The 24,736-nt window shown below is 70.4% G+C and carries 26 protein-coding genes and 1 tRNA gene; 17 read left to right on the forward strand and 10 right to left on the reverse strand.

Features of this window, described 5'->3' with window-relative positions; all coding sequences use genetic code 11:
- Positions 1-25: 25 nt before the first annotated feature.
- Positions 26-952 (reverse strand): AEC family transporter, encoded by a 927-nt coding sequence (locus ACWF62_RS06285; protein ID WP_452629649.1) that lies wholly within the window; start codon positions 950-952, stop codon positions 26-28.
- Between the two features lie 104 nt (positions 953-1,056).
- On the opposite strand from ACWF62_RS06285, the gene ACWF62_RS06290 reads away from it, so the two are divergent.
- Complete coding sequence (locus ACWF62_RS06290; protein WP_378569642.1) at positions 1,057-1,848, forward strand: RsiV family protein; 792 nt, start codon at positions 1,057-1,059, stop codon at positions 1,846-1,848.
- Between the two features lie 60 nt (positions 1,849-1,908).
- On the opposite strand, the gene rpsR is transcribed toward ACWF62_RS06290, so the two are convergent.
- Positions 1,909-2,166, reverse strand: coding sequence for a 30S ribosomal protein S18 (rpsR, locus tag ACWF62_RS06295; protein ID WP_050062834.1), 258 nt, complete (start codon positions 2,164-2,166; stop codon positions 1,909-1,911).
- A gap of 455 nt (positions 2,167-2,621) precedes the next feature.
- Between rpsR and cycA the strand changes: the two genes are divergently transcribed.
- From cycA to ACWF62_RS06330, 7 genes are all read left to right on the forward strand, one after another.
- Positions 2,622-4,058, forward strand: coding sequence for a D-serine/D-alanine/glycine transporter (cycA, locus tag ACWF62_RS06300; protein WP_378505613.1), 1,437 nt, complete (start codon positions 2,622-2,624; stop codon positions 4,056-4,058).
- A 36-nt stretch (positions 4,059-4,094) separates the two neighbouring features.
- The gene (locus tag ACWF62_RS06305; RefSeq protein WP_378569643.1) at positions 4,095-4,706 is read left to right on the forward strand and encodes a trimeric intracellular cation channel family protein; all 612 of its coding nucleotides are present in this window, start codon (positions 4,095-4,097) and stop codon (positions 4,704-4,706) included.
- A gap of 73 nt (positions 4,707-4,779) precedes the next feature.
- Complete coding sequence (locus ACWF62_RS06310; RefSeq protein ID WP_378505615.1) at positions 4,780-5,466, forward strand: response regulator transcription factor; 687 nt, start codon at positions 4,780-4,782, stop codon at positions 5,464-5,466.
- Positions 5,466-6,938, forward strand: coding sequence for an ATP-binding protein (locus ACWF62_RS06315; protein ID WP_452629650.1), 1,473 nt, complete (start codon positions 5,466-5,468; stop codon positions 6,936-6,938). Before ACWF62_RS06310 ends, ACWF62_RS06315 begins: the two co-directional genes overlap by 1 nt.
- A gap of 103 nt (positions 6,939-7,041) precedes the next feature.
- Positions 7,042-8,502 carry a S1C family serine protease gene (locus ACWF62_RS06320; protein WP_452629651.1) on the forward strand — a complete coding sequence of 487 codons (1,461 nt, stop codon included), beginning with the start codon at positions 7,042-7,044 and terminating at the stop codon, positions 8,500-8,502.
- A gap of 71 nt (positions 8,503-8,573) precedes the next feature.
- Positions 8,574-9,071: a MogA/MoaB family molybdenum cofactor biosynthesis protein gene (locus ACWF62_RS06325; RefSeq protein ID WP_378505618.1), complete on the forward strand. Its 498-nt coding sequence runs from the start codon at positions 8,574-8,576 to the stop codon at positions 9,069-9,071.
- Complete coding sequence (locus tag ACWF62_RS06330) at positions 9,068-9,265, forward strand: hypothetical protein (protein WP_452629652.1); 198 nt, start codon at positions 9,068-9,070, stop codon at positions 9,263-9,265. Before ACWF62_RS06325 ends, ACWF62_RS06330 begins: the two co-directional genes overlap by 4 nt.
- Positions 9,266-9,337: 72 nt before the next feature.
- Here the strand turns inward: ACWF62_RS06330 and mscL (ACWF62_RS06335) are convergent, their stop codons facing one another.
- From mscL (ACWF62_RS06335) to ACWF62_RS06355, 5 genes are all read right to left on the reverse strand, one after another.
- Positions 9,338-9,733 (reverse strand): large conductance mechanosensitive channel protein MscL, encoded by a 396-nt coding sequence (gene mscL, locus ACWF62_RS06335; RefSeq protein WP_452629653.1) that lies wholly within the window; start codon positions 9,731-9,733, stop codon positions 9,338-9,340.
- A gap of 372 nt (positions 9,734-10,105) precedes the next feature.
- Positions 10,106-10,495 (reverse strand): large conductance mechanosensitive channel protein MscL, encoded by a 390-nt coding sequence (mscL, locus tag ACWF62_RS06340; protein ID WP_378505621.1) that lies wholly within the window; start codon positions 10,493-10,495, stop codon positions 10,106-10,108.
- A gap of 169 nt (positions 10,496-10,664) precedes the next feature.
- Positions 10,665-11,327 carry an SAF domain-containing protein gene (locus tag ACWF62_RS06345; protein WP_378505622.1) on the reverse strand — a complete coding sequence of 221 codons (663 nt, stop codon included), beginning with the start codon at positions 11,325-11,327 and terminating at the stop codon, positions 10,665-10,667.
- An 85-nt stretch (positions 11,328-11,412) separates the two neighbouring features.
- Entirely contained in the window at positions 11,413-11,688 is a 276-nt protein-coding gene (locus ACWF62_RS06350; protein ID WP_378505623.1) for an FmdB family zinc ribbon protein, read from the reverse strand.
- 96 nt (positions 11,689-11,784) lie between these two features.
- The gene (locus ACWF62_RS06355; RefSeq protein WP_378505624.1) at positions 11,785-12,414 is read right to left on the reverse strand and encodes a 5-formyltetrahydrofolate cyclo-ligase; all 630 of its coding nucleotides are present in this window, start codon (positions 12,412-12,414) and stop codon (positions 11,785-11,787) included.
- 52 nt (positions 12,415-12,466) lie between these two features.
- Here ACWF62_RS06355 and ACWF62_RS06360 point away from each other — a divergent pair, with 52 nt between their 5' ends.
- From ACWF62_RS06360 to ACWF62_RS06385, 6 genes are all read left to right on the forward strand, one after another.
- Complete coding sequence (locus ACWF62_RS06360) at positions 12,467-13,387, forward strand: UTP--glucose-1-phosphate uridylyltransferase (protein WP_378505625.1); 921 nt, start codon at positions 12,467-12,469, stop codon at positions 13,385-13,387.
- A 23-nt stretch (positions 13,388-13,410) separates the two neighbouring features.
- Positions 13,411-14,670, forward strand: a complete 1,260-nt coding sequence (gene glp / locus ACWF62_RS06365) for a molybdotransferase-like divisome protein Glp (RefSeq protein ID WP_452629654.1) — start codon at positions 13,411-13,413, stop codon at positions 14,668-14,670.
- A 4-nt stretch (positions 14,671-14,674) separates the two neighbouring features.
- Positions 14,675-15,331: a GNAT family N-acetyltransferase gene (locus ACWF62_RS06370; RefSeq protein ID WP_378505627.1), complete on the forward strand. Its 657-nt coding sequence runs from the start codon at positions 14,675-14,677 to the stop codon at positions 15,329-15,331.
- Between the two features lie 195 nt (positions 15,332-15,526).
- Positions 15,527-16,339, forward strand: a complete 813-nt coding sequence (gene sepX / locus ACWF62_RS06375) for a divisome protein SepX/GlpR (RefSeq protein WP_378505628.1) — start codon at positions 15,527-15,529, stop codon at positions 16,337-16,339.
- Between the two features lie 88 nt (positions 16,340-16,427).
- Positions 16,428-16,503: transfer RNA gene (locus ACWF62_RS06380), tRNA-Ala, on the forward strand.
- A 236-nt stretch (positions 16,504-16,739) separates the two neighbouring features.
- The gene (locus ACWF62_RS06385; RefSeq protein ID WP_452629656.1) at positions 16,740-18,173 is read left to right on the forward strand and encodes an Ig-like domain-containing protein; all 1,434 of its coding nucleotides are present in this window, start codon (positions 16,740-16,742) and stop codon (positions 18,171-18,173) included.
- An 88-nt stretch (positions 18,174-18,261) separates the two neighbouring features.
- Here ACWF62_RS06385 and ACWF62_RS06390 read toward each other — a convergent pair whose 3' ends face one another.
- Complete coding sequence (locus ACWF62_RS06390) at positions 18,262-20,028, reverse strand: AMP-dependent synthetase/ligase (RefSeq protein WP_378505630.1); 1,767 nt, start codon at positions 20,026-20,028, stop codon at positions 18,262-18,264.
- A gap of 146 nt (positions 20,029-20,174) precedes the next feature.
- On the opposite strand from ACWF62_RS06390, the gene ACWF62_RS06395 reads away from it, so the two are divergent.
- From ACWF62_RS06395 to ACWF62_RS06405, 3 genes are all read left to right on the forward strand, one after another.
- Complete coding sequence (locus ACWF62_RS06395) at positions 20,175-20,330, forward strand: hypothetical protein (RefSeq protein WP_378505631.1); 156 nt, start codon at positions 20,175-20,177, stop codon at positions 20,328-20,330.
- A gap of 105 nt (positions 20,331-20,435) precedes the next feature.
- Positions 20,436-21,272 (forward strand): SDR family oxidoreductase, encoded by an 837-nt coding sequence (locus ACWF62_RS06400; protein ID WP_378505632.1) that lies wholly within the window; start codon positions 20,436-20,438, stop codon positions 21,270-21,272.
- Between the two features lie 211 nt (positions 21,273-21,483).
- Positions 21,484-22,893, forward strand: a complete 1,410-nt coding sequence (locus ACWF62_RS06405) for an Ig-like domain-containing protein (RefSeq protein ID WP_452629657.1) — start codon at positions 21,484-21,486, stop codon at positions 22,891-22,893.
- A 61-nt stretch (positions 22,894-22,954) separates the two neighbouring features.
- On the opposite strand, the gene ACWF62_RS06410 is transcribed toward ACWF62_RS06405, so the two are convergent.
- Both ACWF62_RS06410 and ACWF62_RS06415 read right to left on the reverse strand, forming a co-directional pair.
- Positions 22,955-23,647 carry an ABC transporter ATP-binding protein gene (locus tag ACWF62_RS06410; RefSeq protein ID WP_378505634.1) on the reverse strand — a complete coding sequence of 231 codons (693 nt, stop codon included), beginning with the start codon at positions 23,645-23,647 and terminating at the stop codon, positions 22,955-22,957.
- A gap of 17 nt (positions 23,648-23,664) precedes the next feature.
- Complete coding sequence (locus tag ACWF62_RS06415) at positions 23,665-24,732, reverse strand: FtsX-like permease family protein (protein WP_452629659.1); 1,068 nt, start codon at positions 24,730-24,732, stop codon at positions 23,665-23,667.
- Positions 24,733-24,736 lie beyond the last annotated feature (4 nt).

Genomic DNA, 24,736 nt, shown 5'->3' on the forward strand with positions numbered 1-24,736 from the left:
GCATCACGCACGGGCGCGGAGCGCGCTAGGCCAGGAGGGCGGCGACGAGGCCGATCGTCGGGATCGAGGCGAGCGTGGTGACCAGGGCGGTGTCGCGGGCCAGGACGATTCCCCGCTGGTAACGGCTGGCGTAGACGAAGACGTTCTGTGCCGTCGGAAGGGCGGCGACCACGACGACCGCGAACAGTTCGTGCCCGTCGAGACCGAGGGCGAAACGGCCCATCAGGTACGCGAGGACCGGTTGGACCACGATCTTGAGCACCGATGCCACCGCGATCTCGCGCCGCGGCGCCACCCCGCGCTGCAGCACCCGAACCCCGTACAGCGAGATGCCGAACGCGAGCAGCGCGCCCGGCACCGACGCACCGCCGACGATGCGGAACGGTTCGGTGATCGCGGCGGGCGGCGTCCATCCGGCGACCGAGACCGCGAGCCCGGCGACCCCGGCCAGCACGATCGGGTTCTTGAACGGGGTGGTCACGGTCTGCACCCAGGAACTGCTCCTGCGCTCGGTCGTCAGGTCCAGCATGGTCAGCGCGATCGGGGAGTAGACCACGATCTGGAACAGCAGCAGCGGGGCGACGAACGAGGCGTCACCGAGCACGAACACCGCGATCGGGATGCCGAGATTCGCCGAGTTCACGTACGACGAGGCGAGGGCCCCGATCGTCGCCTCCGGGATCGGGCGGCGCATCACCGTCCGGGTGAGGACGAAGTAGGCGATGCCGAGGGCGAACGCGGTGGCGGCGGCGACCGCCAGGGTCGGCGAGAAGATCACCGACAGGTCGGCCTGCGCGAGCGAGTCGAACAGCAGCGCCGGGGTGGCGACGAAGAACACCAGCCTGCTGAGGACGAACTCGCCATGCTCGCCGAGCACCCGGAAGCGGCCGAGGAGGTAGCCGATCGCTATGACGACGAAGATGACGGTGAAGCCCGCGAACACTCCGGACACCCGACCTCCTCGTCAACGAACCCCGGGAAGTCTAGTCGGTAGCCGATCTAACGATGCCGCGCGTCACGCTTGTCCGGGAGCGGGCCGGTGGTGAAGATGGACGAATGTCGATCTCTCGGGTCCTCGTGATGCCGGTGACCGTGGCCGCGGTGCTCACCCTCGCGGCGTGCGGCGACAGCACGGACGGGACGGCGACCACCGCCGCCGCCAGCGGGTCCTCGGCGGAGGCGGCGCCTGCCGCACCGGCGGGACCCCCGCCCGCGACACCGGTGGAGCAGCCGCCGGAGTACCTCGCCACCACCGCGCAGGTCACCGGCGACACCGGCCGCGTCCGCTACGACGTCACCGTGCCGCAGGTCGAGGGGGGCGACCCCGCGGTCGCCGCGGAATTCAACGAGTCGATCCGCGCGGCACTGCAGGACCAGATCGACGGGTCGGCTGGCGAGCGGTTCACGCTGGAGTCCCGCCCCGAGTCGGGCGTCGCGCACATCGGTTCCCGGGTTCTCAGCGGCCTGCTGGTGACGTCGTGGAACGCCGACCCGCCGGGCGCGCACCCGACGCCGGTGGTCGCGACCGTGGTGATCGACGCGGACAATGCGCAGCCGATCACCCTCACCACCCTGTTCCCGGATCTGCAGGCCGGCCTGAATCGGCTGTCGGAGGAGTCGGCGCGTCTGCTCCCCGCGACGGCGGCGGGCGCCGACTTCGAGCGCAGCGGCATCGAGCCGACCCGGCAGAACTTCGCGAACTGGCTCGCAACCCCGGCGGGAATGGAGATCCACTTCACCGACTACCAGGTCGGTCCGCACGCGATCGGGCTCGTCCAGGTGACGGTGCCGTGGGAGCGGTTGCGGGATGTGATGGCGCCCGCGATGGTCGGCGTCGTCGCCAGCTGACGCCGGACATGACAAGGCCGCGTCGTCCGGGTGGACGACGCGGCCTTGTCGGATGCTGGACTACCGGCTGGTGAACGGCAGCAGTGCCATCTCGCGGGCGTTCTTCACCGCGACGGCAACCTGACGCTGCTGCTGCGGGGTGAGGCCGGTGACGCGGCGGCTGCGGATCTTGCCGCGGTCGGAGATGAACGTGCGGAGCAGGTTCACATCCTTGTAGTCGACGTGCTCGATCTTGGCCGCGAACAGCGGGTTCTTCTTGGGCTTGCGGCCGGTGTCCGCGCCGCGGGACTTCTTGGACGGGCCCCTCTTGACTGCCATTGCTTCCCTCTCGAGTGTTACCAGCTGGACCTGCGCACGCCTGGCAGTTTCCCCGCGATGAGCCGGTTCGCGCAGCACGCGCGCTGGCTCGAACTTCCGCAGATGACCGCGCGGACGAGAAGTCCGCAGCGTCACGATGACGCAATCGTACCGGACCGGCATCGGGGAACAGATTCCGCGGCGAGCTCGACGCCGCGCCCCGTCGATGAGCGCCGCCCGCGAGACCCCGCGGCCGCGCAGGGCCGGACGACCGGTGTGGGTCCCGCAGCGTCCGCGGCGCGTTCGCTACGATATTCAGCGCCTGACGTCGCTCGACGCGGTCGGGTCGACGCCGCCCGGCGTCACAGTCCAGTCACGGCATTGCCGTGCGGAGTTCCATTCACGGCGTGCCGTGGTGCGTCTCGACGGCTTGTCGAGGCGGTCATGCACGGCCCCGTCGTGGGCGAGGAGTACCCGTGTCCGAAGACATCCAGATCGATGCGGGAGCGGACCGCGAACCCGGTCTGTCCCGGCAGCTGTCGAACCGGCACATCCAGCTCATGGCGATCGGCGGCGCGATCGGCACCGGCCTGTTCATGGGGTCCGGCAAGACCATTTCCCTGGCCGGGCCGTCCGTGCTGTTCGTCTACATGATCATCGGCACGATGCTGTTCTTCGTGATGCGGGCGATGGGCGAGCTGCTGCTGTCGAACACCGGCTATCGCTCGTTCGCCGACTTCGCGGGTGACCTCCTCGGGCCGTGGGCGGGCTTCTTCACCGGGTGGACCTACTGGTTCTGCTGGATCGTCACCGGCATCGCCGACGTGATCGCGATCGCGGGCTACGTCTCCTACTGGTGGGGCTCGCTTCCGCTGTGGATCCCCGCACTCGCCTCCGTCGCGCTGCTGATCGGCCTCAACCTGCCGACCGTCAAGGCGTTCGGTGAGACCGAATTCTGGTTCGCGCTCATCAAGATCGTCGCGATCGTCGCGTTGATCGTTGTCGGGCTGGCGATGGTGTTCACCCACTTCGTCGCGCCGAACGGTGCCGAATCGTCCTTCGCGAACCTGTGGAACGACGGCGGCTTCTTCCCGACCGGGCCGATGGGCTTCGTTGCGGGCTTCCAGATCGCGACCTTCGCGTTCGTCGGCATCGAGCTGGTCGGCACCGCCGCCGCGGAGACGAAGGACCCCGAGAAGAACCTGCCGCGGGCGATCAACGCGATCCCGGTGCGGGTGATGCTGTTCTACGTCGTCGCGCTCGCGGTGATCATCTCGGTCACCCCGTGGCGGGAGATCAGCGCCGACCGCAGCCCGTTCGTCGCGATGTTCGCGCTCGCCGGGCTCGGCATCGCCGCGTCCGTCGTCAACTTCGTGGTGCTCACCTCGGCGGCATCGTCGGCGAACTCCGGCATCTACTCCACATCCCGGATGGTCTACGGCCTCGCCAGGGACGGCGACGCCCCGTCCGCCTTCGCGCGGCTCACCCGGCGGCGGGTGCCCGCCAACGCCCTGTACCTATCCGGTGTCTTCCTGCTGTCCGGTGTGGTGATGGTCGCGGTCGGTGACTCGATCATCGAGGCCTTCACCATCGTCACCACCATCTCGTCGCTGTGCTTCATGTTCGTGTGGTCGATGATCCTGATCAGCTACATCGTCTACCGGCGACGCCGACCCGACCTGCACGAGCAGTCCGCGTTCAAGATGCCCGGCGGCGTTCCGATGTGCTACGTGGTGCTCGCCTTCTTCGCGTTCCTGGTGTGGGCGTTCACCCAAAAGTCGGACACCCTGCAGGCGCTGCTGGTCACCCCGGTCTGGTTCCTGGTGCTCGGCGTCGTGTGGGTGTTCCTGCGCAAGCGGCCGGTGCAGATGGCGCGGGCGGCCGCCTTCGCCGCCGACACGCGTCGCGACTGACCTCGAATCGGCATCGTCGCCGGGCAGGATCGATCCGTGCTGCTGACGGTGGTCGAACTGGTCGGTGTGGTCGCCTTCGCGGCATCCGGTGCCCTGGTCGGGGTCGCCAAGCGCCTCGACTTCTTCGGGGTGTGCCTGATCGGGGTGTTCACCGCGATCGGCGGCGGTGTGCTGCGGGACGTGCTGCTCGGGATCACGCCGCCTGCCTCGCTGAACACCTGGAAGTACTTCGTGACCGCGCTGCTCACGTCGGTGCTGGTGTTCTTCGCGCATGCGGCGGCGCAGCGGTTGCGCCGCGAGATCCTGGTCCTGGACGCGGTTGGGATGGGCCTGTTCGCCAGCAGCGGCGCGGCAATCGCACTCGACGCGGGGGCCAGCAGTCAGGCCGCGATGCTGATCGGTGCCACCACCGCGATCGGCGGCGGCGTCCTGCGGGACATCCTCGTCAACGAGATGCCGCTGCTGCTGCACCGCGACCTCTACGCGATCCCCGCGCTGGTCGGCTCGACGGTCGTCGTCGGGTGCGCGGCACTGGGCTCGGCGCCAGCCACCGGCCTGGTGGTTGGCACCGTGTCCGCGTCGCTGCTGCGCCTGGTGGCGCTGTGGCGGGGGTGGAACCTCCCCGGCCCGCGACACGTGGACGGCTGACTCCGGCCGGGTTGAGCGACACGGCTCAGCCGCCTCTCAGCGCGATCTCAGTTGCCGGGTAGAAACTATGATCATGCGCATCCTGGTGGTCGACGACGACCGAGCCGTGCGGGACTCCCTCCGCCGATCCCTGACGTTCAACGGATACACCGTCGACCTCGCGGTCGACGGTCTCAACGCGTTGGAGCAGGTCACCGCCGAGCGGCCCGACGCGGTGGTCCTCGACGTGATGATGCCGCGGCTGGACGGGCTGGAGGTGTGCCGGCGGCTGCGCAGCGCCGGGGACGACCTGCCGATCCTGGTGCTCACCGCGCGGGATTCGGTGTCCGAGCGGGTCGCAGGCCTGGACGCGGGCGCCGACGACTACCTGCCGAAACCCTTCGCGCTCGAGGAACTGCTCGCGCGCCTGCGGGCGCTGCTGCGCCGGGCCGTGCCGGATGTGGGGGAGGACTCGGAGGCGCTGACGTTCGAGGATCTCACCCTGGACCCGGTCACCAGGGAGGTCACCCGCGGCGGCCGGTCGATCAGCCTGACCCGCACCGAGTTTTCGCTGCTGGAGATGCTGATGGCGAATCCGCGTCGGGTGCTCTCCCGGAGCCGGATCCTGGAGGAGGTATGGGGGTACGACTTCCCGACGTCGGGGAACGCGTTGGAGGTCTACGTCGGCTACCTGCGTCGCAAGACGGAGGCGGACGGTGAACCGCGGTTGATTCACACGGTGCGCGGAGTCGGATACGTGCTGCGGGAGACTCCGCCGTGATGGTTGCCCCGTTTGGCCGATCGGCCGCCAATCCGTCTTCCCCGCACGACATTCCCGAGATGCGTCCGCCCATGCCGCTGACCAGGTCGGTGTCGCTGCGGTGGCGGGTTGCGCTGCTGGCGGCGTCGGTGGTCGCGATCGCGGTTGCGGTGATGGCGATCGCCGCCTATGCCGTCGTGTCCCGTGCCCTCTACAACGACGTCGACTCCCAGTTGCGCAGCAGGTCGGCGACGTTGATCGCGAACAACTTCGACGCGCTCGACGTCCGGATGATCTCGCTCGCGACGGTGTACTCCAACGACATCAGCGTCGCGTTGGTCTTCCCGGACCTCAAGGTGTACATGCCGCCGGGGTCGAACACGCCGATCGGCGAGGCCGAGATGTCCGTTGCGCGAGGCGAACACGACTCGACGCTGCGGACCTTCGCCGGTCAGCGGGTGTACGCGCAGCGCACGAACCTCGGGTCAACCCTGGTGATCGCGCAGCGGCTCGCCCCGACCGGGGAGGTGCTCGAACGGCTCGCCTGGGTGCTGTTCATCGTCGGTGGATGCGGTGTCGGACTCGCGGCGCTCGCGGGCATGGCGGTGGGGCGCACCGGGTTACGTCCGGTGGCGCGGCTGACCGCTGCCACCGAGCAGATCGCCCGCACCGACGAGCTGACACCGATTCCGGTCACCGGGAACGACGAACTGGCCCGGCTGACGATCTCGTTCAACACCATGCTCCGGGCCCTCGCCGAGTCCCGTGACCGGCAGAGCAGGCTCGTCGCCGACGCGGGCCACGAACTGCGGACCCCGCTGACCTCCCTCCGGACCAACATGGAGCTGTTGATCGCGGCGGGAAGGCCCGGGGCGCCGCGGATCCCGGACCAGGACATGGCGGAGCTGCGCGCCGATGTGATGGCCCAGATCGAGGAACTGTCCACCCTGGTCGGCGATCTCGTCGACCTGGCGCGGGAGGACGCGCCGGAGACGGTGCACGAGCGAATCGACCTGGCGGACACGGTGGAACGGGCTCTCGAGCGGGTTCGTCGCAGGCGGAACGAGGTCGATTTCCACGCGGAGACGGTGCCCTGGTTCGTGTACGGCGACGGTGCCGGGCTGTCCCGCGCGGTCCTGAACGTGCTCGACAACGCCGCCAAGTGGAGCCCGACCGCGGCCGAGGTCCGGGTGCGGATGCGGCAACTCGACGGCGGGCACCTCGCGTTGACGGTCGATGATGCGGGCCCCGGAATCCCGGACGAGGACCGGCAACTGGTGTTCGAGCGGTTCTACCGGTCCACCGAGGCACGGTCCATGCCCGGCTCGGGGCTGGGGCTGGCGATCGTCCGTCAGGTGGTCGTCAAGCACGGCGGTACCGCCGAGGCGGGCCGGTCCGACCGGGGCGGCGCGCTGCTCACGATCGTGCTGCCCGGCGAGGCGCCCGCGGGCGCAGGCGGCCGCCACCCGGGGAGCAAGATCTCGGCAAACTGAAAGCGCGGTCTCAGGTCCCTCTAAGACCGACAGGACAGGCTGGGGTCAACGAGATCGAATCGCAGTCGCACCGACCGGTGCGCGGGGAGAAGGATCAGACGAGATGACCGAGGATCACACGGGCAGGGACCGCAGCGACCGGCACGACTCCGGGCAGCAGGGCTCGCCCTGGGCGCAGCACGGGTCCACCAACGACCCGGCTGCAGGCGACGCGTCCCCCGGATACCCCACCGGTGACCACCCGACCGCGCAGTATCCGACCGCGCAGACGCCGACAGCGCAGTACCCGTCCGCGGGTCAGGCGGGTACCCACCCGACCGCGCAGTACCCGTCGGCGGCCCAGCATTACCAGCAGCCCGGGTACGGGCAGTCGGCCTACGGTTCCTATCAGCCGGGACCCCCGCCGGGCGCGGGTGCATCCCCGGCGGGGTGGGATTCCCGGCAGGCCGAGTCGAAGCTCAAGAAGGGCCGCACCGCACTCGTTGCGGGGGCGGTCGCGTTGGCCCTCGTCAGCGGCGGCGTCGGCGGTGCCGTCGGGGCGTGGTCGCAGGGCGGCGGCTCCGGCCCGGTGACCAGCGCGCTCGACGCGCCCCGCACGAACGCCACCCAGACCGCGAACGCGCCAGCCGGATCCGTCCAGGCGGTGGCGCAGAAGGTGCTGCCGTCGGTCGTGCAAATCCAGGTCGAGGGTGCGCAGGCGGAGGGGGAGGGTTCGGGCATCGTCCTGTCCTCCGACGGACTGATCCTCACCAACAATCACGTCGCCACCGGTGCCGGAGCGAACGGCAAGCTCACGGTCGCGTTCTCGGACGGGTCGACGGCGTCCGCGAAGCTGATCGGGGCCGACCCGATGTCGGACCTGGCGGTGATCAAGGTCGAGGACCGCACCGATCTCACCCCGATCGAGCTGGGCACGTCCGCGGACCTTCAGGTCGGGCAGTCGGTCGTCGCGATCGGCTCGCCCCTCGGACTGGCAGGCACCGTCACCAGCGGCATCGTGTCGGCCCTCAACCGCCCGGTCTCCACGAGCGGTGAGGCGGGCAACCAGAACACCGTGATCGACGCCATCCAGACCGACGCCGCGATCAACCCCGGAAACTCCGGCGGCGCGCTGGTGAACATGGAGGGCAAGCTGATCGGCATCAACACCGCGATCGCGACCCTCGGCGGCGAGGCGGGGGCCGGTCAGCAGGGCGGCTCGATCGGCCTCGGCTTCGCGATCCCCGTCGACCAGGCCCGGCGGGTCGCCGACGAGCTGGTGAACACCGGTAAGGCAACCCAGGCGATCATCGGGGTGTCGGTGTCCTCGCGGGATGTCACCAACGGTGCCGCGGTCCAGGACGTCACCCCCGGTGGGCCCGCCGACAAGGCCGGCATGCCCCGCGGCGTGGTGATCACCCGCGTCGACGACCGGGTGATCGACAGCGGTGACGCCCTGATCGCCGCGATCCGCTCGCATGCCCCCGGCGACGAGGTGAAGATCACCTACACCGACCCGAATGGTGCGAATCCGAAGACCATCGACGTCACGCTGGGTGTCGCGCCGACCCAGGGCGGCCGCTGATGGCGACCGGATGGCAGTGGATCGGCGGCTCCCCGGCGCCGGTCCGCGGCGCTACCACTACCGTAGGAGTCATGGACATCGAAGCTCCGCTGGCTGGCCGCGCACTCGTGGTGATCGTCGACGACCGAACCGCTCACGGTGACGGAGTGGACTCCACGGGACCGCTGGTCACCGAGTTGCTCTCCGAGGCCGGGTTCTTCGTCGACGCCGTCGTCGCGGTCGCCGCGGACGAGGTCGAGATCCGCAACGCCCTCAACACGGCCGTGATCGGCGGGGTCGACCTGGTGATCTCCGTCGGCGGCACCGGGGTGTCGCCGCGGGACGTGACGCCGGACGCAACGACCGCCGTCCTGGACCGGGAGATCCCCGGCATCAGCGAGGCGCTGCGCTCCTCCGGCCTGGCTGCCGGCGCGTTGGACGCGGGCCTCTCCCGCGGCGTCGTCGGGGTGTCGGGCAGTACCCTGGTGGCGAACCTGGCCTCGTCCCGCGCCGCGGTGCGCGACGGGATGGCCACCCTGACCCCGCTCGCCAGCGCCGTCATCGGCGAGCTCTCCCGCATCGAGGAGTGACGATCACCGACTCCGCGCCCGGCGCGAATCCCGGCCGAGACCCGAACGTGCGGGCCCGGCTGGCGCGCATCTTCGGCGACGTGCTTCCCGACACCACTCGCGACGAACGCGGCGAGTCCGACGGAACGGCCGGTGCGAGCGAGGGCTCATCCGACGAGTGGCTCCGCAGGCAGGTGCCCCCGCACCACGGCTGAGCCTGGACGTCGGTACCGAACAGTGTGGCCCGCACCGAAAACGGTGCGGGCCACACTGGTGCGCGCTGCGGGTCAGTCGATCGAGCGTTCCACGGGACGCTCGGCGAGCAGGTCCCGGATCTCGGTGAGCAGGTCCACCTCGGTGGCCTCCAGCGCCTCCTCCGCGGTGACGAACCGCGACTTGGCGTGGGTGTACGGCACGATCAGGATGAAGTAGACCACCGCGGCGATGATCACGAAGTTGATCGCGGCGCTGATCACCGCCCCGATGTTGACGAAGGTTTCCGGGTTGCTGGTGATCTGGAAACCGAATCCCAGCTCGGCGGTGCCGACGGACGCGACGAGCGGATTGACGATGTTGTCGGTGAAGGCGGTGACGATGGCGGTGAATGCCGCGCCGACCACGACCGCGACCGCGAGGTCGAGCACGTTGCCTTTGAGCAGGAAGTCCTTGAAGCCTTTGAGCATGCCTTGTCCTCGTTTCGCTTGGTACGGGGGCCCGGACCTTCCGAATGCTAAGGAGATCGCTACCCCTCCGCAAACGGGGCGGCGGCGTGTCTCGGCTCGAACAACGCCGGTCGCACGCGGTCCGCGGCGCGCACTGGTGCCGCCGGTTGATCGTGTGCAACGGTGAGGCGCACGCGTTCACCAGTGTTTTTCGCGTCCCCGCTCGGCGCGTGATCCGACGGGTCGCACCCACCGGGCCCCGCACCACCGACGGCCGCCGGACGGCACGGATCCGCGCGGAGTGTCGGACGAGTCATACCGGACCTCGACGTGGTCGGCGCCTCGCCCGCACGGCCGCTGTCGGCCCGATCGCCCCCTCCTGACGCGCCGGCCTCAGGTGCGTTCGGTGGAGCGATCGGCGAGCAGGTCGCGGATCTCGGTGAGCAGTTCGATGTCCGTGGCCTGCTTTTCGTCCTCGGTCATGAACCGTTCCTTGGCGTGGTTGTACGGAACGATGAGGACGAAGTAGACGACCGCGGCGATGATCACGAAGTTGATCGCGGCGGTGATGACCGCGCCGATGTTGACGAACGTCTCGGGGCTGTCGGTGAGCTGGAAGCCGAAGCCCAGCTCGTTGCTGCCGCCGAGGGTGGCGATGATCGGATTGATGACGTACGTGGTGAACGCGGTGACGATGGCGGTGAAGGCGGCGCCGATGACCACCGCGACCGCGAGATCGAGCACGTTGCCTTTGAGCAGGAAATCCTTGAAGCCCTTGAGCATGACCTGTCCTCGTTTCACGACGGATTCGACAACGGACCGGGTGGTGAAAATGCTAGGGGCAGTGCCGCGGGTGGGGCAACCTCCGCGCGCGGGGCAGTGGACCCGCCAGTCGGTGGACGGGCCGGTCAGTGGAACGTGACGGGCCGGTCAGTGGAACGTGACGGGCCGGTCAGTGGAACGTGACGGTCAGCGCGCCGGTGAGTGACGCGGCGGCGACGGTGGTTGCGGTGGCCTCGGGCAGTGCGGCAAGCACCACCGGTGCCCGCGCGGCGCGTCCGTCGTCCTTCTCCCCGACGAGGACCACGGTCGCGGCCGATGCGAGGACCCGCGGCGCGGCAGCCCCCTCCGCGTCGACGGCAAGGATGTCGACGCGGTCACCGACCCGCACCAGCCCGGCCACCTCCGCGTCCTCGATCCGGACCGGGACGATCCGCGCGTCCGGTCCCGCTGCGGCCTCGGCGAGTCGGGAGCCGAGGATTCGGACGTCGGTGAGCGGTTCCCCGGCCCGGGCCGGGCCGGCAAGGGTGTGACCGACGGCGGCGTCGAGGCTGCGCAGAGAACCATCGGGAACGGGGTCGGGGACGTCGAGCAACCGGAGATCGGCGGCGGTGAGGACGGTGCCGGGCCCCAGGTCCCGTGCCGTGGCGACGATCGACACCCGGTCGGTCTGCTCGCCCCGGATCGCCAGGACGAGGGCGAGGGCGGCGAGGATCCCCGCCGCGATCCGGCGGGGCAGGGCGGTCCGCGTCCAATCGGGGCGGGTCAGCCGCAGCAGCCGGTCGACCGGGGTGGGGGACAGGGCGCCGGGGCGGCGCCGGGCATCGCGGACCATGCCCCAACGCTAGGGCGACCGGGCGGGCACACCCCGCCTCCGGATCCACCCTGTGGATGGATTCGGGGCCTGTGGAGAAAGGGGATCAGCTGGTGGCGGGCGCGGGGGTGGCCGAACCGGAGGTCGACGACGAATCCGACGACGGGGTGCTCGCCTTCGCCGGTTCGCTCGCGGTGCTCGCGCCGCCACGGCTGTCGGTCCGGTAGAAGCCGCTGCCCTTGAACACGATGCCGACGGAGTTGAACAGCTTGCGCAGCTTGCCGTTGCACTCGGTGCAGACGGTCAGCGAGTCGTCGGTGAACGACTGCACGATGTCGAAGCGGTTGTCGCATTCGGTGCAGGCATAGGAGTAAGTGGGCACTGCAGGTTCCTCCGCGCGGATACTCGAGCCCCGGCAGGTGATGCCGCGGGCACTGGCACTTTACCGTCCCGAGTGCCAACGCCGGTAATCGTCGGCCTATTCCGCCCCGCCGAGCACGCGCAGGCCGCCGACCGGGGTCAGGACCTCTCGCATCCGCACGTCGTGGGGGTCCTCGGGCAGTTCGTCGACCACCTCGGCGTCGCGGACCACCGCAATCAACCGGGGCACCGCATGCTCGCCGCGCCCGGCGGCGAACACGAGGGTGCGGTCATAGAAGCCGGCGCCGCGGCCGAGGCGGACACCCCGACGGTCCACCGCGAGCGCGGGGATCAGCAGCAGGGCCGCCGCGGCGACCGTCTCCGGCGGCAGGTGCGGCGGCGCGGGTTCCCGCAGCCCGAACGGGGCAGGGACCAGTGCGCCCTCGCCGCGATAGGGGGCCCACCAGAGCGGTCCCGGCGCGTGCGCCACCGGCAGCAGGACCCGGCGGACGCGGGCGGCGAGGGCGTCGAGCACGGCAACCGACCCGGGTTCCCTGCCGACCGGGACGTAGGCGCACACCGTCGCGTCGGGGCCGAGCTCGGTGCCGATGCGGGCAGCGGCCGCCGCGAGTGCGGCGTCCTCGGCGGCCTTGGTGTCCGCGTCCACGTCGCGACGGCGCGTCAGGATCTCGGTGCGCCACGCATCCTTGGTCGCCGGCGGGGTTGGGCCGAGGTCGGACTCGTTCATACCGGCAACCCTAGGATCCCGGGCGCGCGGCCGACACGGATAGGGTGTGGCCATGACAGACAGCGGCACCAACATGAACAGGGCCTTCCGCACCGCGGTGGTCCCGGCGGCGGGGCTGGGCACCCGGTTCCTGCCCGCGACCAAGACGGTGCCGAAGGAACTGCTGCCGGTCGTCGACACACCGGGCATCGAGCTGGTCGCGGGCGAGGCCGCCGATTCGGGTGCCAACCGGCTGGTCATCGTGACCTCGGAGGGCAAGGACGGCGTCGTCGCGCACTTCGTCGAGGATCTCGTCCTGGAGACCAAGCTCGAGGCCAGTGGCAAGTCGCACCTGCTCGAGAAGGTCCGCAAGGCGCAGGGTCTGCTGAAGGTCGAGTCGGTCGTGCAGGACGAGCCGCTCGGACTCGGTCACGCGGTCTCCTGCGCGGAGTCCGTCCTCGACGAGGACGAGGACGCGATCGCGGTGCTGCTGCCCGACGATCTGGTGATGCCGCGCGGCGTCCTCGAGACGATGGCCCGGGTCCGGGCCAAGCGCGGCGGCAGCGTGCTGTGCGCGATCGACGTGCCGAAGGATCAGGTCAGCGCCTACGGGGTGTTCGACGTCCAGGAGGTTCCGGACGCGACGAACCCCGATGTACTGAAGGTCGTCGGGATGGTCGAGAAGCCGAAGCGGGAGGACGCGCCGTCCACCTTTGCCGCGGCGGGCCGCTACCTGCTGGACCGGGCGATCTTCGACGCCCTGCGCCGCATCACGCCGGGCCAGGGCGGGGAACTGCAGCTCACCGACGCGATCGCGCTGCTGATCGAGGAGGGGCACCCGGTGCATGTGGTGGTCCACCGCGGGGGACGACACGACCTCGGAAATCCCGGAGGCTACCTCCGCGCTGCGGTTGACTTTGCGCTCGACAGCGAAGAGTACGGTCCGTCGCTGCGTGAGTGGCTCGTCGAGAGACTGCAGCAGACGGAGCGGTAGTGGGGTCGGGAGGCAGCGTCTACATGCGCTCGGTTGAGGAGCAGCAGGCCAGGGTCACCGCCGCCGCCGTCGCGCCACGACCGGTGCGGGTCGCGATCTCGGAGTCGCAGGGACTGCTGTGCGCCGAGGAAGTGGTCGCCGAGCGTCCGCTGCCGGGATTCGACCAGGCGGCGATCGACGGCTACGCGGTGCGCAGCGTCGACGTCGCCGCCGCGGACTCCGGTCAACTCAGCGAGAGCGGTGAGCCGGTCAACATCGTCCTGCCCGTCGTCGGTGAGGTGACCGCGGGGTCCCGCCAGCCCACCCGGCTGCAGCCGCGGCAGGCGGTGCGTGTCGACACCGGCGCCCCGATGCCGACCCTCGCCGACGCGGTTCTTCCGCTCGACCGCACCGACGGCGGCCAGAACCGGGTCCGGGTGCTGCGCCCGGTCCGGTCCGGCGACTACGTCCGGCGGGTCGGCGACGACGTTCAGCCCGGCGATGTCGCGGTTCGGGCGGGCACCATCATCGGCGCGGCCCAGGTCGGTCTGCTCGCCGCGGTCGGACGCGACAAGGTGCTCGTGCATCCGAGGCCGCGGCTGTCGGTGATCAGCGTCGGCGGCGAACTCGTCGACGTGGACCGCACTCCCGGTCCGGGGCAGGTGTACGACGTGAACTCGTACGCGCTCGCCGCCGCCGCCCGTGATGCGGGCGCGGACGTGAACCGGGTCGGGATCGCGGGCACCGACATGCGTCGCCTGCGGGAGGTCGTCGAGGGGCAGTTGATCCGCTCGGAGATCGTGGTGATCGCCGGGGCCGTCGGCGGCGGCGCCTCGGACCAGGTGCGGGACGCGTTGCGGGAGCTCGGCGACCTCGAGGTGGAGCGGGTCGCGATGCACCCGGGGTCGGTGCAGGGCTTCGGTCAGCTCGGCCGCGACGAGGTCCCCACGTTCCTGTTGCCGTCCAATCCGGTCAGCGCCCTGGTGGTGTTCGAGGTGATGGTGCGGCCGCTGATCCGGATCGCGTTGGGCCGCAGGCAGTCGATGCGGCGGGTCGTCACCGCCCGCACCGTCGCGCCGATCACTTCGGTCGCCGACCGGAAGGGCTATCTGCGGGGACAGTTGATGCGCGACGAATCGACCGGCGAGTACCTGGTGCAGGCGCTCGGTGGCGCGCCCGCGGCGTCCTCGCACCTGCTCGCCACCCTCGCCGAGGCGAACTGTCTGGTGCTGGTCGACGCGGAGGTGACCGACCTGCGGACCGGTGACCGGGTGGACGTCGCCTTTCTTGCACAGCGGGGCTGACCGGGTGTCGACGGCCCTGCGCCGCTATTCTCCGCACCCCGGCTGGCCTGCCCGGCTCGGCCCGCTGGTGGTGCCCGCGGGTCGGGTGACCCTACGACCGATCCGGCTGCGCGACGCGGCGACCTGGAGTCGGTTGCGGATCCGGGACGAGGACCATCTGCGGCCGTGGGAGCCGACCGGTGAGGGTCCGTGGGATGCGCGGCACCACATCGGGAACTGGCCTGCGCTGTGTTCGTCGCTGCGCTCGGAGGCCCGCAAGGGCCGGATGCTGCCGATGGTCATCGAGCTCGACGGCCGGTTCTGCGGGCAACTGACGATCGGCAACGTGGTCGGCGGAGCGTTGCGGTCCGCGTGGATCGGATATTGGGTGTCGAAGGAGGATGGCGGCCGTGGCGTCGCCACCGCGGCGCTCGCGTTGGGTCTCGACCACGGGTTCGGTCCGGTCGGGTTGCACCGGATCGAGGCGACGGTGCGCCCGGAGAACCTGCCGAGTCGGGCGGTGCTGCGCAACGTCGGGTTCCGGGAGGAGGGCCTGCTTGAGCGGTACCTGGATGTCGACGGGCAGTGGCGGGACCATCTGTTGGTGGCGATGACGATCGAGGAGTTGGAGGCGACGGCAGCGGATCGGCTGGTGCGCGCCGGGCGCGCCTCGTGGGGCTGACGACCGTGCTGGCTACCGATTGGCTACCCGGGATGCGCGGATGCGGCAGTAGTGACTAATGTGGCATGTGGGAAAGCTGAGTCGGCGCGTCTGCGGGGAACAGTGCGCCGACGCAACTAGCCTGAGTGGACCAACCGGGTCGAATATGCAGGTGACAGCTGTGCTGGCAGCCGACAGGGAGGGAGGTCGCCCGACATGCCGAACTCGCTCGTGGTCATTGCGCTGGTGGCGATGTGGCTGTTCGTGCTGCTTCCGATGCAGGCCAAGCGCAGGCCGCGAATTCGTCAGACAACGGACGCGGCGCTCGCCACCCGGGTGCTCGACCGCGACCTGCACGCCCGCCAGAATCGGCGCGGCCCGGCGACCGGGCACCGCAGCGACCCCAACTGGCGCCCAGACCCCAATCGCCCCCTGCACGCGGAGGACTGGATGGAAGCGCACGCTCGAGCGGACGTGGACCCCCACGATCTCGACTACGACGACCCCGACCTGGATGCCGAGTACGACGACGACATCGACCGTGCCGTGCCGCGCTACGACGAGCGCGGCGGCACCCCCTACCGGCGCGGCCGCGGCGGCTTCGACCCCGAGGCCGACGCGATTGCCCGCGCCGCGCGGTACGCCTTCCGGCAGCGGGCGGTCCTCGGGTTGGTGCTCGCCGCGATCATGGCGGGTGCGCTGGCCCTGATCGTCTCCTCGACACTGTGGTGGGCGTGCGCGGCAGCGCTGCTCGGCACCGTCGGATACCTGGCGTACCTGCGTCGTCAGGTGCAGATCGAGCAGGAGATCCGGCGCCGCCGGATGGCCCGGCTCGGCCGGTCCCGGCTCGGGGTGGAGTCGCACGACGACGAGGAGCTCCGCCTGGTGCCCTCGCGCCTGCGGCGTCCCGGTGCCGTCGTGCTCGAGGTCGACGACGAGGATCCGGTCTTTGACCACCTCGACCGGCACGACCCGTACTTCGACGAGGACGACGATCCGGGTGAGGTCCGTCGCGTGGTCGGCCAGTAGTCCCCGAAACGGGTGTTGACCAGCTGATTTCATGGTTACTCGAGGAGCCTGTTAGAGTTGCCGGGCACTCCTTCGGAGGGCAAGGACTGGGGCTGTGGCGCAGTTGGTAGCGCGCTTCGTTCGCATCGAAGAGGTCAGGGGTTCGATTCCCCTCAGCTCCACCAGTAGGACAGACAAGGCGTCGCCCGCATTGCCGGCGGCGCCTTGTCCGCGTCTCGGGACCCTCCGCCGCGTGTAGGTCAATCGTCCACCTTCCCTCCCGAATCGGCGCTGAACCATCGATCGATGTGGTCTACTCCTTCGCGACTTTGTGCCGGCGAGGCCGCATGCCGAGGTAACTGGCGCACCGAACCCTGGAGCACGGCGACCCGCCCTGCGCGGTCCGTCGTGGAGGAGACACATGTCTGACAACAACACTCGTCGCGCGGTCGGGGCGGTCGGAGCCTTCGCGGTTGCCGCGGGCTTCGCGGTGGTCGCAGGGCCGGGCGTCGCCGCCGCCGCGCCGGTGAGCGTGGACTGGTGGGACGGGAACTCGCACTTCACGCGCACGATCAGCAACAGCACCCCGAAGGAGGGCGACGTGGTCACCACGTCGACCCGGTTCGAACGCAAGGCGTGGACCAGCCTCGAGATCATCAACCAGGTCAAGGACGTGCACCCGACCTGCCTGACCTACGTCGAGGGCTCGGCGAAGGTCGACGGGACGCCGCGTGCCCTCGACAGCCAGGGGCCGGACTTCGCGAAGGTCACCGGCAGCTGGACGGTGTACCCGAACATCGATCCCAAATCGCACACCTTCGAGTTCTCCTACACGGTCGGTCCGGACTGCGATCGCTCCGTTCCGCTGATGACGACGATGCACTACGCGGGCGGTCTCGGCGAGGGCGTCTACCAGGGCAAGGGGCCGACACTCACGGTCGCGAGGAACACCACCTCCACGACGCTCGCCGCGGTGTCCGGCGCGCAGGTCGGCGCGGCGGTGACCCTGTCCGCGGCGGTCACCGGCGGCGCGAACGGTGACACCGTCGAGTTCTTCGACGGCGGAGCCAAGATCGGCGCGGGCACCCTCACCAACGGTGTCGCGACCTACGCCTGGACCCCCGGCAACCGTGGATCGCACGCACTGGTCGCCAAGTTCCCCGCCACCGCGAAGGCGGACGCGTCCGAATCCTCGGCGCAGACCGTCCAGGTCACCGACGCCGACGTCGCCTCGTCGACCGCGCTTGCCGCGGTGTCCGGCGCTCAGGTCGGCCGCCCGTCCGTGCTGAAGGCGACGGTCACCCCGGCGGCCGCCGGCGGCACCGTGGTCTTCAAGGACGGCAACACCACCCTCGCCGAGGTGCCGGTCGCCGCGAACGGTGAGGCCACCTACACCTGGGTGCCGTCGACGGCGGGCAGCCACGCGATCGGCGCGGCCTTCTCCGGCCGGGCAGGCGTGACCGGGTCCGCGGCGAACGCGACGGTCGAGGTCGCGGAGGCCCCGGCGGGCAACACCGCATCCAGCACCGCGATCGCGGTCGGCGCGAACCCGAAGGTCGGGGTCGCGAACACGGTCTCGGCGCAGGTCACCCCCGGCAACGCGGGCGGCTCGGTCACCTTCAAGGACGGCGACACCGTGCTCGGGACGGTGCAGGTCGACGCGGCCGGAACGGCGGAACTGTCGTGGACGCCTGCGACCGCGGGGCAGCGGGTGATCACGGCGGAGTACTCGGGTGCGGGCACCGTCAACGCCTCGGCCGACGCGGAGTCGGTGCAGGTGGCGGCGGCCGATGGCGGCACCCCCGGTGGTGACGGCGGCACCGGAAGCCTGGACGGGCTGTTCGGCTCCAGCTAGTTCCCTGACTCACCCGGATCCCCGTCACCGGCGCACGGTGGCGGGGATCCGCTGCGTCCGGGGCCGTTCGCGCCGCGATGGTGTGGGATCAGCCCGCGTAGAGGTCGTCGATCCGGTCCGCGTACTTCGCGGTGATCGGGGCGCGGCGCAGCTTCATCGTCGGGGTGAACTCGTCCCCGCCCGGCTCCCAGACGTCGGGGAGGATGGTGAACCGCTTGACCTGTTCGACCTGCGACAGGTGGCTGTTGGCGGCGTCGACGGCCCGCTCGACTTCCGTCCGCACGTCCGGGTTCACCGCGAGTTCCTCGGCGGTCTCGTCGGTGCTGCCGGTCCGCGCCGCGAACGCGGCTGCCACCTCGGTGTCGAGGGTGAGCAGCGCGGTCACGTAGGGGCGGTTGTCGCCGATCGCGACGGCCCCCGCGATCAGTGGGCTCGCGGCGTGCAGGGCGTCCTCGATGGCGGCGGGGGAGATGTTCTTGCCTCCGGTGGTGACGATCAGTTCCTTTTTCCGGTCGACGATGGTCACGTAGCCGTCGGTGTCGATGGTCGCGATGTCGCCGGTGTGCAGCCAGCCGTCGGCGTCCAGGGCGTCCGCGGTCTTCTCCGGCTCGCCGCGGTAGCCCCGCATCACGCCCGGACCCGAGACGAGCAGCTCGCCGTCGTCGGCGAGCTTCATGTTGACGCCTGCCATCGGTTCGCCGACCGTGCCGATGCGGATCGAACCGGGCCGGTTCGCCGTGCCGGTCGCGGCGGTTTCGGACATCGCCCATGCCTCGCAGCACGGGATGCCGAGGCCGAGGATGAAGGCCAGCACGTCGGGCGACATCGGGGCGGCGGCGGTGATCGCGAGGCGCACCTCGTCCAGTCCGAGCTTGCGGCGGATCGGGGCGAGCACGAGCCGCTCGGCCGCCGCGTGCTGCAGTTCCAGGCGGTGCGGGATCGGGACGCCTGCCGAGCGCATCCGCGCGGTGCGGATGCCGACGTCGATCGCCCAGCCGGCCAGCCGCCGTTTCGGTGCGCTGGTCTCCGCGTCGAGCGCCGCCTCGACCCCGGCCTTCACCTTGTACCAGACCTGCGGGACGGCGAGAAAGATCGTCGGGCGCACCTCCGGCAGCGCGGTCACCGCCTGCTTCGGGTTTGCGAGGGTGGTGATCTCGGTGGCGAAGAAGATCCCGCAGTAATGGGCGACGTTGCGGTTCGCGATGTGGGCGTCCGGGAGATAGGACACCCCGCGGTCGTCGGAGGTGGGGTGCGCGAGTTCGACGCTCGCATCCCGGAAGGCAATCACGTTCGTGTGGGTGAGTTCGACGCCCTTCGGCGGCCCGGTGGTGCCGGAGGTGTAGATGACCGTGATCAGGTCGTCGGGGCGGACGGCCCGCCAACTCGTCTCGAAGTCAAAGTCCGGGTCGGGTTCCGCCTCGACGTCCGCGAGGCCGATCGTGCCCTCCGGTGTGCCGTCGACGCACACGATGCGCTCGACCGGGGTGCCGGGCGCTGCCTCCCGGATCACCGGCAGGAACTGGCTCTCGCACACCATGATCCGGCAGCCCGCGTTGGTGAGCACGTGGTGCAGTTGCTCGGCGGCGAGGGTGTTGTAGACGGAGAACGGGGTGGCGCCTGCGTGTACCGCTGCCGTGTCGACGAGGTGGAACTCGGGACGGTTGGTCAGCATTAAACCCACCGTGTCCCCGTGTCGGACACCGAGTTTCGCGAGCCCGGCGGCGATGGCGCGGACCCGACCGGCGTACTGACTCCAGGTGATTGTCACCGACCCGTCGGCGGTGCGCAGCGCCACCTTGTCCGGGTGGCGGGCTGCCGTGTCCTGGAACGCCGCGCACAGGGTGTCGAGGCTCATGGCGGATCCTCCTTCGGTGGGTGAAGGCGAGAGGGCGCCCGTCCATCCGGGGCTGCCATGTGACCCACGTCACCTCCAGGATAACGCTCCGTGCGGCGTGATCGGGACGGTTGGCGAACGGTCCGAACCGGCGCACACTTGACGGCATGGACCACAGGATGTCGGACGACGAGTTGCGAAGGGCGATCCGGACGTTGCGGGAGCGCGCCGACTACGCCCGCGGTCACGACGACGCGGCAGCAGCGGACGAGATCGAACGCACGATCCGCGAGTACCAGGACGAGATGGGGACCCGACTGTAGATCGGACCCCGCACCGGCGGCAGCAACCGCCGAGGGTGACCCCTGCGCCGGTCGCCCGCACGTACACTCCGATGCGGATCGTGCGGACCGGCATTGGGGGCAGTGATGAAGGAGCTCGGCGGTAAGAAGTGCCTGATCACGGGCGCGGGGAGCGGAATCGGTCGGGCGACCGCCCTGGCGTGCGCGGCCGAGGGTGCGCACCTGCTGCTCACCGACATCAACGAGGTCGGGCTGGCCGAGACCGTCGCTCTCGTCACCGGCGCCGGCGGCGTCGTGACGGAGTCGCGGGCCCTCGACGTCGCGGACTACGAGGCCGTCACCGCGTGGGCGACGCAGGTCGGTGGCGAGCATGGCGCGCTCGACATCGTGATGAACGTGGCCGGGATCTCGGCATGGGGGACCGTGGAGAACCTTGAGCACCGGCATTGGAAGTCGATGGTCGACGTCAACCTGATGGGCCCGATCCACATCATCGAGAACTTCGTGCCGCCGATGGTGCGCGCGGGGCGCGGCGGTCACCTGGTGAACGTGTCGTCGGCGGCCGGGCTGCTGGCCCTGCCGTGGCACGCCGCCTACAGCGCAAGCAAGTTCGGGCTGCGAGGCGTCTCGGAGGTGTTGCGGTTCGACCTGAAGCAGCACGGGATCGGGGTCTCGCTCGTCGTGCCGGGGGCGGTTCGGACGCCGCTGGTGGGGACGGTCGAGATCGCGGGCGTGGACCGGGACGATCCGCGGGTCCGCAAGGCGGTGCACCGCTTCGAGCGGCGGGCGGTCACGCCCGAGCACGTCGGGGCGTGCATCGTGCGGGGCGTCAAGCGCGGGCGGTTCCTCGTCTACACCTCCGCCGACGTCCGGTTCGGGTACTGGTGGGCACGGAAGTTCGCGCCGCCCTACGAGTTCGTGATGCAGCAGGCCAACAACCAGTTCGGCAAGTTCCTGCGATAGCGCCGGCAGCGCAGGGCCCCGACCGGGCAGCGCGGAGCAGATCAGGACGCCCGTCCAGTCAGTTCGGTGAAACCGGCGATGCGGGTGACCGAATCGTGATCTACTGCTCCCCGATTTCGGCGCTGGACACCCCACAGCGAGGGGGTGGGCGCCGGGACCCACCACTTCTCGGGGGGCTGGTCGGTCCTCCCTCAGGTTCGGAAGGAATGGCATGTCGGGGATGTCTGGACGCCGCATGATCGCGGCGGCGAGCGCGTTGGGCGTGGCCGCCGGATTCGCGGTCGCATTGGGAACGGGGGTCGCGAACGCCGACCCCGCAACGGTGTCGTGGACGGACGGCGGTGCGAGCTTCACCCGCACGCTGAGCAACCCGACGCCCGCCGAGGGTGAGGTCGTCACGGCCACCACCACCGTCACCGCGGCGGGCAACACGATCAACTGGCTTGAGGATGTCCGCCCGACCTGCATGAACTACAAGCAGGACTCGGTCAAGGTCAACGGCCTCCCGGTTCCCGTCGCCGCCGTCGGCGCGGGCACCGTCAAGGTCCAGGGGTCCTGGGACGCGACCACCGAGCAGAAGTTCGAGTTCCAGTACACCGTCACCGCCAACTGCACCCGCGAGGCCGCGCAGAACAGCGGCGTCTCCTACGGTGGAAGCGCGGCATCGGGTGCCTACACCACCCAGGGTCCCGGGATCACCGTCACCAAGAACGCCACCACCACCACGCTGCAGCCGGTCGGTGCGCTCAAGGGCGGTGTCCAGTCGACGCTCACCGCGAAGGTCACCGGCGGTCGCGCCAACGACGTGGTCAAGTTCTACAAGGGCGCCGACGAGATCGGCACCGGCATGCTCGCCGCGGACGGCGTCGCGACCTACGCGTGGACCCCGTCCAACAATGACGCGGGCACCTTCGACATCACCGCGAAGTTCCTTGGCACCGGCTTCGCGCTCGAGTCGGTCTCCGCGGCGCAGAACGTCACCATCGAGGCGGGCGACCAGGTCACCCGGACCACAGTGATCGTCCCCGCAACATCGCTGGTCAACACCGATGTCGTGCTTGAGGCGCAGGTCGAGCCCTTCCCGGGTGCGGGCACGGTGACGTTCAAGAACGGGATGACCGTGCTCGGCACCGTCGACGTCGACGCCAACGGCAAGGCCAGCCTGGTGCAGAACTTCACCGTCAGCGGCGCCAAGACGATCACCGCGGTCTTCTCCGGCGCCCCCGGATTCGCGGCGTCGACGTCCGCCGCCCAGACCATCCAGGTCGGCGTGCCCGGCGGCGCCGACGTCGCGACCACGCTGACGCTCGACATCCCGGCGCAGGCGCAGGCGGGTCGCTACATCTTCATGCGCGCGAACGTGGCGCCGAAGGCGAGCGGGGGCACCGTGCAGTACTTCAGTGGGCAGGAGCCGCTCGGCAACCCGGTCAACGTCAACGACGGTCTCGCCCAGCAGAGCTACCTGTTCAGCGAGGTCGGCGTGTTCGACATCCGCGCCGTGTACAGCGGAGCCCCCGGCTTCCTGCCGTCCGAGAGCACCACGACCATCACCGTGACCGACGAGCCGCTGCCCAACACCGGTGGTGGCAGCTCCGACCTGATGGGCATGTTCGCGTCGTAGCATTCCCGGCCCGAACGAACGACACCCCGCCCCGGCAGTGCCGGGGCGGGGTGTTCGTCGTTCAGGCGGTGACGCGGGTGGATCCGTCGAACGTCAGTGCCCCGCTGTGCATCTCGTAGACGGCGTCGACCAGGTCCAGCGGTCCGAGGTCGTGGGTGACCATCACGACCGCGACATTCCGCTCCCTGGCTACCGAACCGAGCAGGGCGACGATCTCCCGGCTGCGCGGCTCGTCGAGCGCGGACGTCGGCTCGTCCACCAGCAGCACCGACGGATCGTTCATCAGGCTGCGGGCGATCGCCACCCGCTGACGCTGCCCGCCGGACAGCTGGTGCGGGCGCCGGTCGAGGTGCCCGCCGAGGCCAAGGGTGGTGAGCAGATCCCTCGCCCGGTCCCGCTGATCCCGGACCCGGCCGCCGGATAGGTGCGTCATCAGCAGCAACTGCTCGGTTGCGGTCAGCGAGGCCATCAGATTGGACTGCTGGAACACGAAGCCGAGTCGCTCGCGCCGCAGCGTGGTGCGCTGGGCCCGGCTCAGTCCGGTGAGATCGGCGCCGTCGAGGCGGACGGTGCCGGAGTCGGGGGTGGTCAGCAGGCCGGCGACCGCGAGGAGGCTGGACTTGCCCGACCCGGACGGCCCGGTCACGGCGGCGAACTCGCCGCGGTCGACGACGCAGGTGACGTCGTCGAGGGCGCGCAGCCGGGTGTCGCCGTCGGGGTAGGTCAGCACGATGTCGCGAAGCTCGATGCTCATGGGAAGGTCCTTCCTGGTCAGCGGGCCGCGGCGAGCGCGGTCCTCGGGTCGATCGAGGCGATGCGGGTCACCGCGGCGGCGGCGCCGAGCATGCCGAGGGCGATCAGTGCGACGAACGGCAGCAGCACGCCGCCGACGGTGAGGGTGAACGGGACGGCCTGTGCGGCAATCGTTCCCAGCCCGACGGCGGCCAGCGTCCCGAGCCCGGTGCCGAGCACCAGCAGCACCAGCCCCTGCCCGAGCGCATCCCGCAGCAGGTATCCGGTGGACGCGCCGACCGCCTTGAGCACCGCCAGGTCCGGGCCACGCTGGATGGTCCACACCGTGAAGAAGGCCCCGACCACCAGTGCGCTGACCACCAGCAGCATGCCCTGCATCAACAGCAGTGATCCCCGCTCGGAGCTGTACCCGCCGATGGCGTTCACCGCGTCGTCCACGTCGGTGATCGCGGTGCCGGTCGCGGCGCCCGCCGCGGTGGCGTCGAAGTCGGGGGAGGTGCGCAGCGCGACGACGGTGCCGTCGCTGCCCGCCGCGGTCGGCAGCGCCAGCCAGTCCGCGCGGTCGAACCACACCACCGGCTGGTGGTTGTAGAACGAGTCGTCGACGAGAGCGGCAACCGTCACGGTTCGGCCGCCCGCGTCGACCCGCTGCCCGACCGCCCAGCCGTTGTCCTCGGCCAGCTCGGTGTCCACCGCGACCTCCCCTGCGGCGAGCGGCACCGGGGCGGCGAACGAGGCGCCGTCCACGCCGAACGCGCTCGCGCCGACGTCCCGCCCGTCCACCGTCAACCGCACCGGTGCGATACCGATCAGCGCGGCCTCCTCCACCCCGGCACGCGCCGCGAGCGCGTCCCGCTGGGCGCCGTCCACCCGGGATTCGGAGAACGACAGGTCTTGGCCCTGCGCGGGCACCCCGAACGCGAACCGGTCCGCCCCGATGCCCCGGACCGCCGCGATCGACTGGTTGCCCAGCCCGGCCGTCAGACCCGACAGCATCACCACCATCAGCGCGATCAGGAACAGGACCACACTCATCAGAGTGAAGCGGCCCTTGGCGAAACGGAGATCACGAATACCGATGAACATGACA

This window comes from Rhodococcus sp. NPDC054953, assembly GCF_053609225.1.